Source organism: Acidobacteriota bacterium, assembly GCA_018268895.1.
Lineage (GTDB): Bacteria > Acidobacteriota > Terriglobia > Terriglobales > Acidobacteriaceae > Edaphobacter.
Genome location: JAFDVP010000001.1, coordinates 1,124,772 through 1,137,787 on the forward strand (window position 1 = coordinate 1,124,772; position 13,016 = coordinate 1,137,787).

At 58.4% G+C, this 13,016-nt stretch carries 12 protein-coding genes; 5 read left to right on the plus strand and 7 right to left on the minus strand.

All coding sequences use genetic code 11. The features are described from left to right. The first annotated feature begins 93 nt into the window (after window positions 1-93). Complete coding sequence (locus tag JSS95_04870) at window positions 94-1,005, plus strand: SCO family protein (GenBank protein ID MBS1799140.1); 912 nt, start codon at window positions 94-96, stop codon at window positions 1,003-1,005. A gap of 12 nt (window positions 1,006-1,017) precedes the next feature. Here the strand turns inward: JSS95_04870 and JSS95_04875 are convergent, their stop codons facing one another. Beyond that, window positions 1,018-1,461: a CBS domain-containing protein gene (locus tag JSS95_04875; GenBank protein ID MBS1799141.1), complete on the minus strand. Its 444-nt coding sequence runs from the start codon at window positions 1,459-1,461 to the stop codon at window positions 1,018-1,020. 188 nt (window positions 1,462-1,649) lie between these two features. On the opposite strand from JSS95_04875, the gene JSS95_04880 reads away from it, so the two are divergent. Then, window positions 1,650-2,024 (plus strand): hypothetical protein, encoded by a 375-nt coding sequence (locus JSS95_04880; GenBank protein ID MBS1799142.1) that lies wholly within the window; start codon window positions 1,650-1,652, stop codon window positions 2,022-2,024. A gap of 102 nt (window positions 2,025-2,126) precedes the next feature. Further along, window positions 2,127-4,037: an ABC transporter ATP-binding protein gene (locus tag JSS95_04885; GenBank protein ID MBS1799143.1), complete on the plus strand. Its 1,911-nt coding sequence runs from the start codon at window positions 2,127-2,129 to the stop codon at window positions 4,035-4,037. A 61-nt stretch (window positions 4,038-4,098) separates the two neighbouring features. On the opposite strand, the gene JSS95_04890 is transcribed toward JSS95_04885, so the two are convergent. From JSS95_04890 to tolB, 3 genes are all read right to left on the minus strand, one after another. Continuing rightward, complete coding sequence (locus JSS95_04890) at window positions 4,099-5,049, minus strand: tetratricopeptide repeat protein (protein ID MBS1799144.1); 951 nt, start codon at window positions 5,047-5,049, stop codon at window positions 4,099-4,101. 147 nt (window positions 5,050-5,196) lie between these two features. Beyond that, complete coding sequence (locus JSS95_04895; GenBank protein ID MBS1799145.1) at window positions 5,197-5,958, minus strand: OmpA family protein; 762 nt, start codon at window positions 5,956-5,958, stop codon at window positions 5,197-5,199. Between the two features lie 100 nt (window positions 5,959-6,058). Continuing rightward, a complete protein-coding gene (gene tolB, locus JSS95_04900; GenBank protein ID MBS1799146.1) occupies window positions 6,059-7,438 on the minus strand; it encodes a Tol-Pal system beta propeller repeat protein TolB in 1,380 nt (459 codons plus the stop codon). 188 nt (window positions 7,439-7,626) lie between these two features. Between tolB and JSS95_04905 the strand changes: the two genes are divergently transcribed. Further along, on the plus strand, window positions 7,627-8,967 hold the full coding sequence (locus JSS95_04905; GenBank protein MBS1799147.1) for a starvation-sensing protein RspA: 1,341 nt from the start codon (window positions 7,627-7,629) through the stop codon (window positions 8,965-8,967). Between the two features lie 168 nt (window positions 8,968-9,135). Here the strand turns inward: JSS95_04905 and JSS95_04910 are convergent, their stop codons facing one another. Genes JSS95_04910 through JSS95_04920 form a run of 3 tightly spaced genes read right to left on the minus strand, consistent with a single transcriptional unit; the run spans window position 9,136 to window position 11,152 of the window. After that, window positions 9,136-9,927 carry an energy transducer TonB gene (locus tag JSS95_04910; GenBank protein ID MBS1799148.1) on the minus strand — a complete coding sequence of 264 codons (792 nt, stop codon included), beginning with the start codon at window positions 9,925-9,927 and terminating at the stop codon, window positions 9,136-9,138. Between the two features lie 8 nt (window positions 9,928-9,935). Beyond that, window positions 9,936-10,349 (minus strand): biopolymer transporter ExbD, encoded by a 414-nt coding sequence (locus JSS95_04915; GenBank protein MBS1799149.1) that lies wholly within the window; start codon window positions 10,347-10,349, stop codon window positions 9,936-9,938. Between the two features lie 2 nt (window positions 10,350-10,351). Next, window positions 10,352-11,152, minus strand: a complete 801-nt coding sequence (locus JSS95_04920) for a MotA/TolQ/ExbB proton channel family protein (GenBank protein ID MBS1799150.1) — start codon at window positions 11,150-11,152, stop codon at window positions 10,352-10,354. A 157-nt stretch (window positions 11,153-11,309) separates the two neighbouring features. On the opposite strand from JSS95_04920, the gene recN reads away from it, so the two are divergent. Continuing rightward, window positions 11,310-13,010, plus strand: a complete 1,701-nt coding sequence (gene recN / locus JSS95_04925) for a DNA repair protein RecN (GenBank protein MBS1799151.1) — start codon at window positions 11,310-11,312, stop codon at window positions 13,008-13,010. Window positions 13,011-13,016 lie beyond the last annotated feature (6 nt).

Sequence of the window (13,016 nt, forward strand, 5' to 3'; positions counted from 1 at the left end):
ACGCTCAACAGGACTGGAAAAGTCCGCAACTAGCCTGGGGGGAAGATCGCGCGTTGTGAATGCACGTATGATTGATGGCAGGAGTTATATCAGGTGCCCCGTCAGCCTCTCTTTGCCCTATCGTTATTTGCCGCTACACTTCTGCTTCTGCCCGTCGCTGGTTGCCGTAAATCAGCATCCTCGAACTCTAAAGCGGCTTACCCTGAGAAAACATTTCAGGTAAAAGGGCGGGTCGTGAGCACCGATGCGACTCACGTGACGCTCGATCACGAGGCTGTTCCAGGCTTTATGGAAGCGATGACGATGCCCTATAAACTGAAGGATCCTTCGATCGTCAGCGAACTTCATCCCGGGGACCGCATCACAGCGCGCATCACCGTCCAGCAGGATGCTGCAGGCTTCCGCTCTCCTGAACTGGACAACATCGTCGTCATCGCTCAGGCGCGCCCCGACTATAAGCCCGCGGTGCAGTATCACGTCCCGCAAGTGGGCGACTCCGTGCCGGACTTCCGCCTGCTCAACCAAAGCGATCGCACGATTCATCTGGGCCAGTTCAAAGGCAAGGTGCTCGTAGCTACTTTTATCTACACACGCTGCCCTCTCGCTGATTATTGCCCAAGAATGAGCAGCAACTTTGCAGAAATCGACAAGTCACTCTCTACAGATCCCGCACTATACGCCGGGACCCATCTTCTCAGCATCAGCTTCGATCCCGCCTATGACACGCCATCGGTGTTACGAAACTACGGGGGCGCCTACACGGGCAACCACACGAAAGAAACCTTCGCCCACTGGGACTTTGCCGCCCCAACCGAAAAGGAACTAGGCGAGATGACGAAGTTCTTTGGCGTGGGGATAACCCCTGGGGACAACAAGACGCTGAACCATTCGCTTTCGACCATCGTCATCGGCAAAGATGGCAAGATCGCCGCATGGTATCCCACCAATGACTGGAGTCCGGCGGAGGTCATAGCCGCAATCAAGAAGGCCGCAGCGGTGTCCTGACGCTATTGCAGGTTATTGGCTGCATATATAAGCCTCCAGATGGCGTATCGTCTCCTCTTGTTCGGAGATAATCCAGTTCACCAGGTCGCCGATCGAGAGCACGCCGACGACTTTGTCGCCGTCGCGCACCGGCAGATGGCGAATACGGTTCTTCGTCATGATGTGCATGCAGTCGGCTACGGTGTGGTCGCATGAGACGCAGATCGCAGGGCTGCTCATGATCTCTGATACAGCAGTCTCCCGCGATGACCGGCCTTGCAGGATCACCTTGCGGGCATAGTCACGTTCGGAGATCATACCGATCAGTTCGCTTCGTTGCATGACCAGAAGAGCGCCTACCTGCTTGTTGGCCATCATCTCAACGCACTCGTACACTGAGGTCTCCGGTGAGATGGACCATAGGTCGCGCTTTTTTTTGCTCAATACTGCGCCAACTGTCGTTGCCAGTTCGCTCATCGAGAGCTCCTTTTCCCCTTGCCGGACAATGTGGCAGGTCTTGGCCGGGTAGCTTAGTCCTGTCAATATGTTTTTGGCAATCGAAACCTGCGAGGGCTTTCCAGCAGTCGTCTTTACCGGCCCCGATCATTTATTCTGAGCCTTCGATACCCTCAACTCTATCTAAAGAAACACCCGGGAGTTTTTCCATGTCAAAACTGACCATCGTCTTCGGAGTCCTGCTTATTCTGCTTGCTGTTATTGGTTTTGTGTCGACTGGGAGCACTCATCCCACGGCCCTGATTCCTGGCGGCCTTGGGTTGGTCTTCATCCTGTTTGGCGTCATGGCAAATACCCCAGACCCGAAGAAGCGCATGCTCTGGATGCACATCTCCGTTACCATCGCCCTGCTTGGCTTCCTCGGCACGATCCCCGCCGGCATCGACAGCTTCCGTCTCTCTCGCGGCGTCGAGTTCCCGCATCCGGCCGCAGTCCTGGAGAAGGCCGCTATGTCGCTCCTGTGCCTGATTTATGTTCTGTTCTGTATCCGGTCGTTTATCAACGCCCGCTTGAAATCCGCCTGAAGCCAGGTTCAGGAGAAAGAAATGGAGGAGCGCTGTTACATCTGTGACGACACGCCGCCTGCTAAAGGCGGTAAATCTCCTCAGGCGTACACTGCTAACAAGATGCCCTCGATAGGTCCCTCGAGTTTTGGAACACACGGCATAAAAGCCGCAGACAGGCCCTCCCGTAACATAGGCAGGTCCACGTCGGCGGACCTTACGGCATCCCGCCCAAAACCGTCCCTCAAGAAGGTGCTTCCCGAAGTCTGGAAGCTGATCAAGCCTCGCAGGTTTCTGCTGGGGGGCAGCTTCCTGCTAATGGTGCTCAATCGCGCCAGCGGCCTCATTCTGCCGGCCTCCACGCGATACCTCATTGACAATGTCATGGGCAAACATCTGATTCATCAGTTGCCCATTATCGTCGGTGTCGTCGTTCTGGCAACGATCATCCAGGGCATTACGTCGTTTACGCTCACCCAGTTGCTTTCGATGGAAGGCCAGCGCCTGATCGCAGAACTGCGCATGAAAGTGCAGGAGCATATCGGTAGGCTGTCCGTCACCTTTTATGACGAGAACCGCACCGGGACGCTGGTCGCGCGCATTATGACCGACGTTGAAGGCGTGCGAAACCTGATTGGCACCGGTGTTATCGACTTCTTCGGCGGCGTGCTCACCGCCGTTTTTGCCTTTGGCTATCTTGTTCATCTCAGTGTCCAGATGACGTTGGTCACCTTCGCCATTCTCGTCATCTTCGGGCTTATTCTTCAGCGAGCATTTAAGACCATTCGCCCCATCTTTCGCGAACGCGCCAAGATTAATGCCGAGGTCACCGGCAGGCTGACCGAATCCCTCGGCGGCGTCCGTGTCGTCAAGGGCTACCACGCCGAAGCCAGCGAAGCCTCAGTCTTCGCCAAGGGGGCAAACCGGCTGCTCCAGAATGTCATCTCGTCGCTCACGGCACAGTCGCTGATGTCGCTGGCATCGACGGCGGTGCTGGGCATCGTCGGCGCACTTATTATGTACCTGGGCGCGCACCAGGTTGTCGCCGGGAAGCTGACGACAGGTGGCTACGTCACCTATGTGATGTTTCTTGCCTTCATGATCGCCCCCATCGTGCAGCTGGTCTCCATTGGCACGCAACTTACCGAAGCGCTCGCCGGACTGGACCGCACAACGGAGATACTCTCTGAGCCTGCTGAGGATGCCGACCCATTGCGTACGCGCGAGCTCGGTGTCATCCAGGGAGACGTCGTCTTCCGCGACGTAACCTTCGCCTACGAGGAAGGGAAGCAGGTCCTGCACGGCGTCAACTTCGAATCGCACCCCGGAACCGTGACTGCACTCGTTGGATCCTCGGGCTCCGGCAAATCCACAATCATCTCATTGATCTGCGCCTTTCATACTGCGACTACTGGGCAGGTGCTGATCGACGGCATCGACCTCGCCACGATCAACCTTGCAAGCTATCGAAGCCAACTCGGAGTCGTGCTTCAGGAGACCTTCCTCTTCGACGGAACGATCCGTGAAAACATCCTGTTTTCGTTCCCCGAGGCGACGGAAGAGCAGTTCAACGATGCCTGCCGCATCGCCCGCGTCGATGAGTTCGCTTTACGTTTTGCCGAGGGCTACGAGACGATCGTCGGCGAGCGCGGCGTAAAGCTCTCCGGCGGGCAACGGCAAAGGCTTTCCATCGCGCGTGCAATTCTGGCCGATCCACGCATTCTCATCCTGGACGAGGCCACAAGCTCTCTCGACTCAGAATCCGAGGCGATGATTCAGCAAGGCCTCAACCACCTGATGCAGGGCCGGACCACCTTCGTCATCGCACATCGGCTCTCGACCATTCGCCGCGCCGACCAGATTCTGGTTGTCGAACAGGGAAACATTGTGGAACGTGGGACTCACGATTCACTCTTCGCCGCAGGTGGCCGTTACTACGATCTCTACACCAGGCAGCATGGTCTGGAGACGAACCTCTTCCTCGCCCCGGGAGAAGGGGACAAGGTGGAAGAGACGGAGACCTTTAAGGTCTAAGCCCTGATTGCATCTAAGTTTTTCGGGGAGGAAATGGGGAGGTAGACCTGTTGCGGTGGGACTAACGCTTCGGCGTCACCGTGACGCCCATGCCGCTCAGCTTACTGCGGGCCTGCATGGCCTCCGGTGAGTTGGGGAAGCGCTGAATCAGCGCGCGCAGTTCGCGAATTCCGGCCTCATTCTGCTTGAGCGCGATCAACGCCTGGCCCTTGTGCAGGTGCGAAACGGGGACCTTGTTGTTGTCCGGATACTGCTCAAGGACACGGTCGTAGTCCTTGATGGCGTCCTGATACCGTCCCGCGCGGTAAGCAATCTCCCCCTGGTAGTACGAAGCATTTCCAGCCAGAGAGTGCTCCGGATAGAACTTCACAACGTCTGAGAACTCCGAAGCAGCGAGCTGATACTTGGCTCCCATGTAATCTCCCAGCGCGGTCTTGTAAAGATCGTCCACCGGGGGAGCGGCCGGACCCGCTGGCACAGGCAGTGGAGCAGCAGACATCGGTGTTCCCGCGGAAGGCTTGCCTTTTTTGCCTATGGGGGCGGTTGGCGCAGGGGGCATTGCGTTTGCCGGCGGAGCGGAGTTATCCATCGGCGCCCCGGCTCCAGTGCTCGCTGGCATGTTTGCGTTGAGAGACTGCTGCTGGCTCTGCACGTCCTGCATGATTTTTTCAAGGCGAGACAGCCGGGCCTTCACCTCGTCCAGCGAATCGTTCATCGACTGAATCTGCCCGGAGACCTGGTCCAGTTTTCCGTTCTGCGTCTCCTGCCTGCTGCCAAGCTGCTTCTGAAGCGCATCCACATTGGAGGACAGGCGATTGACCGAATCCGCGCTCTGCTGAACAAGGTCCTTCATTACCCCCATGCGCTCATCGTTCGATTGCTGGAGCCGCGCCACGGCATCCTGGAGTTGCTGCACCTGCGTCTGCAGTTGCACGATCTCCTTGCTTACAGCGAATGCAGGCGTCGCAGGCAGCACCAGAACGGCTGCAAAGAGTACGGCCGCTGCTGCCATAGGACGATTATGCGTAAATGGTTTAAACATGGCGGTTTTACCTCGCCTTTCCGCGTTTTTCTTGGTCTCTCTCATGCAAAGGTGGGGGCCCTCGCGTCATCTCGAATGGAGAAGGAGACGCGAGGGCCGGTAGTGGTTCGAATAGGTTTAGCGGTCCATCGAGAACTGCGCGCGGCGATTCTGCTGCCAGCAGCTTTCATTCTCTTCCGTGCAGAACTGCTTCTCCTTGCCGTAGCTGATGACGCGAATGCGAGATGCGGCGACGCCGGCATTGACCAGAGCTGTCTTCGCGGAGTTGGCGCGGTTCTCGCCAAGCGCGAGGTTGTACTCCGCCGATCCGCGATCGTCGCAGTAGCCGCCGATCACAAGCTTGATGGCCGTGTGCGCGTTCAGATAGGCGGCAGCCGTCTTCGCGGAAGATTGAGCATCCGGGCGTAGATCATAGCTGTCGTAGTCAAAGAAGATGTCCTGCACGTTCTGATGGAACGCAGCCTCTGACCCCATATCCCCCTCGGCAGGAGCGGTCGGCGCTGTAGGAACACGGACGGTAACACGAACATTGGCTTCAGTCGTTCCACCATCGCCCTTCGCCGTCAGATGAAAATTTGTGGAATTCGACGGAGATACCGTCTGCGTACCGTTCGCGGGAACCTCTCCAATACCGTCAATGGTCACAGTGGTTGCGTTCTGGGTGCGCCAGTTGAGCACAACCGACTGACCGAGATCGACCGTAAGCGGGTCGGCTGACAGGGTCGCAGTCGGCGCCGGGGCGGTAGCTGCAGGCATAGGGCCGAGCGAAGAAGGATTAACGGCCTTGTCCTTCTTGTGGCAGCCGGTGACGGCGCTCAGAGCGGCTGCAACGGCAACCATTGCCAGGGCCCTGCGATAACGTGCGTGCGATACATTCATGAGTCTCTCCTACATGGCATTTCAAGGTCAGAAAAATCAAATAGACAAGGTTGATCTGCGAGCTGTCCTTTTAGAACATTATCTCGCAGCGAACGATCGTTTACTTCCAGCTCCAATTTGGCATGTCTGCGCCCGCTTCGGTGAGCGCGCGTCTTCCTGTGCCATCGGAAAGCATTGAAACAATGCGCGTGCTCGACGCGCGTCCTCCCGGTGTATTCGCAAAAACAATGTGGCGGCCATCAGGCGACCACGAAGGGAAGTCGCAGCGGCCGATATCGTGCGTCACCTGAATCCAGCGTTTGGTCGCAACTTCCATTACGTAGATGTCCTGCCCGCCCGGCGCGCCCGGTCCATACTTGCGGTTCCAGGCGAAGGCGATGAACTGCCCATTCGGCGACCAGGATGGCGACGTGGCATATCCCCCGTCTGTCATGCGGGTGACGCCCGAGCCATCGGTATCCATGATGTAAAGCTGTGGTAGGTTCGTCCGTCCGCTGATCCATGCAATCTGCGATCCCGTCTTGGGGTTGAAGACAGGCGATACATCCGGTCCGCGGAAGCTGGTTACGCGATGGCCTCCGCCTCCGTTGGAGTCGGCGATCCATATCTCAGGGTCGCCAGTGCGCGATGAGGAGTACGCAATATCGCGTCCGTTCGGAGACCATGCGGGAGAAAGATTGGTCCCGCCGCCCGCCGAAGCGAAGTTGACCATGCGGTTGAGAAGAAGCGAGTACATCCGTATCTGGAACCCATCACGTCCCAGTGACGAGAATGCAATGCGGCTGTTGTCAGGCGCTACCCGCGGAGAGAGAGAGACCGTTCCCAGGTGGGTAATCTGGTGCTGGTTGGCCCCATCGTAGTCCATCGCCCAGATCTCTTTATTCCCGCCAGACATCTTCACGTAGTAAATCTTCGTCTCGGCGATTCCTGGAGTGCCCCCGCCAAGCCTGAAGATAATCTCGTCGGCAAAGCGGTGCGCGATCTGTCGCGCCATCCCCTCGTTGGCATCCTCGCTGTACTGCTTTGCGAGCACCTGGGGGAACTGCGCATTCTTCGCGTCGAAGAGGAAGCCGCTGACAGTAAGCCGCCCTCCCGACGCGCCGAAGGCCCCAAAGGCAACCATCGCCGCGTTGGCGGGCGCCGCGCTCCACTGCGCCAGACTGATCTCGCCCGGTGCGCCCGGCGTTGCCTGTGGGAGCATGCTCTTCGAGACCATGTCGAAGATGCCTGCATTCGCCAGGTCGTTATAAAGCGTCGTGTCGAAGGTGCGTTTCAGCGGAACGGTCTGAGGATCGTTCGCCGACACAGCCTTGAAGTCAGCCACCGCAATGCGGATGTTCGAGACTCCACTCGATGTCTCCGTCTTGAACCAGTCTTGCGCATTGGCGCGCGTGCAAAGGGCACACGCCGCAAGGCTGGCTGCGGAGACAAGGGCGACGCGGGTCAGATGTGCCAGAGGACGAGCGGGACGAAAATTCATCTCTTTTATCGTAGACGCAAAGCAGCCCCGAATGGGTGTCTCTTAATTGGGAATCAAAACAAATACGTGCAATAAACTCTTCAAAAGCTGCCAAAATGATGCGAATCCGTTCGTTTTCCCGTTCCAACGCAGGCCATGATCTTTGTCATGTATCGTTTTAGCGTCTACCAAACAGTGAAAGAGGAGAGATGCCAATCCATCGCCGCCAGTTGCTGAAACTTGCCACAGCCACAACGCTCAGCAGTTTGACCCCCGCCCTCGCCAGGGCGGAGCAGCAGGCTGCCAGCGCGACTCGCGGAATGGCAACGCCAAAGATCAAGGACATCAGCGTCATCGAGTGCGAACCGGCCGGTGTGCGCCTGACCGTCGTCAAAATCACTACGGACCAGGACGGCCTCTACGGCTACGGCTGCGCCACCTTCACCCAGCGTGCTGACCTCGTCAAGCCAGCCGTGGAAAAGTATCTGAAGCCATTTCTGCTCGGCAAGACAACAGACCGCATCGAGGATATCTGGCAGTCCTGCTACGACAGCTCCTACTGGAAGAACGGCCCCGTTCTGAATAACGCCATTAGCGGCATCGATCAGGCCCTATGGGACATCAAGGGCCGACAGGCAGGGATGCCCGTCTACCAGCTATTAGGCGGCAAGTGCCGCGAAGCCGTGGATACCTACGCACATGCCGACGGCCCGGAGTATGCCGACGTCGTGGCTGCTGCAAAGCGTTACATGGGCCAGGGATTCCGAAATATCCGCGTACAGATCGGCGTTCCCGGCATGGCTGGATACGGTTCAGCCCGTTCCGCGAAATCGGACTTCAAGCCCTTGCACGACAAGCCGTTCTTTGAGCCGCTTGCCTATATTCGACGCGCCTTAAAGCTGTTCGAGGTCTGCCGTCAGGAGCTTGGGGAAGAGATCAACCTCCTCCACGACGTCCATGAGCGTGTCTCTCCCAACCAGGCCGTGCAGTTCTGCAAGGATGCGGAGAAGTTCAAGCTCTTCTTCGTTGAAGACCCTCTATCGCCAGAAGACATTGCCTACTTCAGACAGATTCGCGAGAACTGCACCACCCCCATCGCCATGGGAGAGCTCTTCAACAGCCCGCACGAATGGCAGCCCCTGATCGAAGGCCGCCTGATCGACTACATCCGCTGCCATCTCTCGCAGGTCGGCGGTCTCAGCCCCGGACGCAAGATCGCCATCCTCGCCGAGCAGTTCGGCGTAAAAACCGCATGGCACGGTCCTGGAGATGTCTCGCCCATCGGCCACATGGCCCAGATCACGCTCGATATCGTCAGCCCCAACTTTGGTATTCAGGAGTACTCCCCGTTCAATGAACGCAGCCAGGCGATCTTTCATGGCTGTCCACAAATGAAGGACGGCTACCTTTGGGTCAACGAAGCTCCAGGGTGGGGAATTGAGGTCGATGAAAAGGAAGCAGCCAAGTCACCATTCACGCAAAGCAAAAATGGTCTCAACGGGGGCTGGGGAGAGATTCGCCGCCTCGACGGCACGGTTATCAAGCAGTGATTCACAGCCGCGCGCGGAGAATGGCTGATCAAACGGTCGCCATTCTGAGCCGTAGGCGAAGAATCCCTGTATTTTGCTCAAGCCGGCAAGGACTATAACTTTCGCAAGTGACTTCCAAAGCAAGAGCAACCTAGGCTCTGAGGAAGGCTGCGATTCACTTAAACCTTATTACTGCGTGTAATGGAACGTGTATTCCACCGTAATGTGGTCGCCGGCCGGCAGTGGCCCGAAGCTTTCAACCCTCTGCACAGCGCGCATCGCTGAAGTATCGAGCGACGGCGAGCCGCTGCGGGTTTCAAACCGAGGGTTGGCCGGCGATCCATCGCGATTAATATCGAATACAACCGTCACGCTCTTGCCCACCGATGTTCGAGGATCGGCCTCGGTCGTATACCAATTCTGAGCTACAACCTTGTTCACGATATTCACGTAGTAAGCGAACCGTGCTCCAAAGGTGCGGTCTTGCACCATTGCGGATGCAGTGCCATTCTTCAGCTCAATCGTCGATTGCGGGATCCGTATCCCGGCAGTCTCTCCAGTCGCAGCCTTAGTCGGCTGTGGAGGCGCAGGTTGCGGATGCTTTGGCGGAGCGGGAGTGGGCTGGGGAGCCTGCTTGACCGGCTTCGTCTTCTCCGGGACAGCGACCTCATCCGGTTTTGGTGGTGGCTCCGTCTTTTCCTTCGTCACGACTGGTGCCGGGCTGGGCGACTCCGAGGTCAGCACCCCCGTATCCAGCTCGCGCTGTTTTGGAGGCAAGGGCAGCGACGCGACCATCGTCGCCTGAATCGCACCTGCCGTAGCCGCATTTTCACCCCAGCTATGCCCGCGATTATTGAAATACGCAAGAACAATCACCAATCCCGCAACTACACCATGCAGCACAAGCGAGCCAAAGAAGTTCCCGCGAAGGTTGTCGCCTTCGGGGTGCTCGTCGTGTATCCAGCGGAGATCGGTGGCCATACTTGCGTTTACTTCTCGATAGGACGGGTAACAATGCTGATGTTGGTAATGCCTGCCTGCTTGACTGCATCCATCACCGAGGCGAAGGCTCCAAACGGCACGCGCTCGTCGGCGCGCAAATAGATCACGCGCTTGGCCGGGTCTCCCTTGCCTGTGCTGCGCAGACGAGCGGGAAGCTCGTTCACGTTTACCGGCTTGTCCTGAAGAAAGACGTTCTGCTCACGGTCGATCGTGACCACCATGCGTTCATCGGTCACCTGCGCGACAGTCCGGGTCTTTGGGATCGCTACATCAATACCGGATTGCAGCACCGGGGCCGTGAGCATGAAGATCAGCAGCAGCACCAGCACCACGTCGACCAGCGGCGTGATATTGATCTCTGCAAGCGCAGTCTGTGTGCGTCCCTTGGCCGAGAATGCCATGGCTAAAAGGCCCTCCGGCGCGGCGGCTCCTCAACCGGTGCGTAGGTTGGTGCGGGAGGCTGCGGTTGAGTGGGAGTCAGCATCGCGGCGTTCTCAATCGCATTCAGTAGTTCACGGCCGAAGTCGTCCATGCGCGATCCGAACTCGCGCAGCCTCGCCGTAAGCTGGTTGTATCCGATGACCGCTGGAATCGCGACCACCAGGCCAGCGGCGGTCGTAATCAGCGCCTCGGAGATACCCGGCGCAACCGCCCGCAGCGTCGCGGCTCCCGCAGTGCCAAGTCCGTGGAAAGCGTCGATGATGCCCCATACCGTACCGAAAAGACCGATGAACGGCGCAATGGCGGCGATTGTCGCAAGCCACGTCATCCTGCTCTCCATCGCCGTCAGCGCCTCTGAGGAGGCTGTCTGCGCAGCCCTCTCCAGAGCGACCGGATTTCGCGGCAGACCGCGGCCGCCGTTCTGCCGCTGGTACTCGTCGTGAATCTCGTTGAACACCGAAACCAGAGGGCTTGGCCTGAACTGGTCGGCGATTGCAGCCACCTCGCTCAGGCGGCTCGACTTGCGGAAAGCCCGCACGAATCTCTGTCCCTGCATCTGGGCGCGGCGAAAGCCCGACCACTTCGACAGCATGATGGTCCAAGAGAAGATGCTCGCGAGGAGAAGGAGTAACAGCACCGTAAAGGCGACCGGCCCGCTGTTATGAATCATCTCTCCAATTGCGCTGGTGCTTCCGGCTGCGGCAGGTGCTGAGGCGGCTTCTTCCTGAAAGAAGTGAAGGGCTAAGGCAAGGGTCCAGACCATAGATATTTTGTCCACCAATAGCTAGTGTAAATCGTTAGACGCCCGGTGACCTGCCCATGGGAGCATCCGGCTTGGTGCGGCGCATCCATTTGCTAAATCCACATCGCCTATTTTGCTATCCTCGCCGTGTGTAAAGGTTCCACTTTGAGGCCACAAGATGCTGCTGGAGTTGCGCGCTGAAAACTATGCTGTGATCGATCGTTCGGCCGCATCCTTTGGTCCGGGGCTCAATCTGATGACCGGCGAGACCGGCGCCGGCAAATCCATCCTCATCGACGCGCTTCAGATGCTGCTCGGCGGCAAGGCCTCCTCCGACATCGTTCGTCACGGCGAAGAGCGCGCCGTTCTCTCGTGCGTCTTTGAGCTCACCCCAACGGCCCAGGCGGTCCTCGAAGCCAACGGCATCGACTCCGGCATGGACTCCGAAGACGACCACATCCTGCTACGCCGCGAGATCGCCGTAAACGGTAAGGGCCGCGTCTTCATCAACAATCAGCAGGCCACTGTCGGCGTCCTGCGGCAACTGGCTCCGGAACTGGCGTTGGTTCATTCGCAGGGAGAGACGCTCGGTGCGTTCGACCAGGCACAGCAGCGGACGCTTCTCGATCGCTTTGGCGAGATCGCAAGCGACGCCGTCGCGGATGCTTTCGAGGCTTGGCGCGCGACGACGGCAAAATTAGCCGAGCTTGAGGCCGATGAGCAAGACCGCCTGCGGATGGCCGACCTCTGGCGTTTCCAGGCGCAGGAGATCGAACAGGCGACCCTGACAGCCGACGATGAAGACGTTCGTCTGGAGGCGGAAAAGCGCGTTCTTTCCAACTCCGAGCGGCTCTACACCGCGGCGATGAGCGCCAACGATCTGCTCTACGAGAGCGAAGGCGCAGCCGAGACCACGCTGGGATCTGCCCTCAAGCATGTCGAGGACCTCGCCCGCTTCGACGACCGTTTCGCCGGCCCGGCGCAGCAACTGGCAGCGGCGAAGGCAATCGTTGAAGACGTCGCCGCCGAAGTGCGCGAGTTTGCCGAAAACATCAACGCAGCCCCGGGCCGTATTGAGGAGATTGAGGACAGGCTTGCTGCGCTCGATCGCCTGAAGCGGAAATACGGCCAAACCCTTGCTGATGTCATGGCCTTTGGCGCTGAGTCATCGCGACGGCTGGCCGAGGTCGAAAACCGGGACGCTCTGCTCATCGAGCTCAAGACAAAGCAGGAGAAGGACGCTTCTGCATACCGCGCCGTCGCGCTCAAGCTCACGGCATCCCGTCGCGATGCTGCCAAAAAGCTCGAAAAGCTCGCAGTAGCTCAGATCAACGACCTCGCCATGAATGCCCGGTTTGAGGTTCGTATCGTTGCGGACGAATTGAGCGCCTCGTGGACCGCACACGGATGGGACAGGGTCGAGTACCGCATTGCAACCAACCCCGGCGAGCCCCTGAAGCCGCTTGATGAGATCGCCTCGGGTGGCGAAATGTCTCGCGTGATGCTGGCCCTCAAGGTGACAGTGGAGGAGGGAACTCACTCCGGCAAAAAGAAGAAAGCTCCTCTGCCGCGAACCTTGGTCTTTGATGAGATCGACATTGGTATCGGAGGCCGTGCCGCTGAAGCGGTAGGGAAGAAGCTCAAGACGCTCTCGCGAGGCCAACAGGTTCTCTGTATCACTCATCTGCCCCAGATCGCTGCCTTTGCCGACCACCACTTTCTGATAGAAAAAACCGAAAAACGGGGTCGTACTCAGACTGAGATTCGCCGGATGGACGTAGACGAGCGGATTCGCGAGGTCGCACGCATGTTGAGCGGCGAGAAGCTCACCGAGACCAGCCTCAAACACGCCGAACACCTGCTGGAGATGAGCCGCTAACAGCCG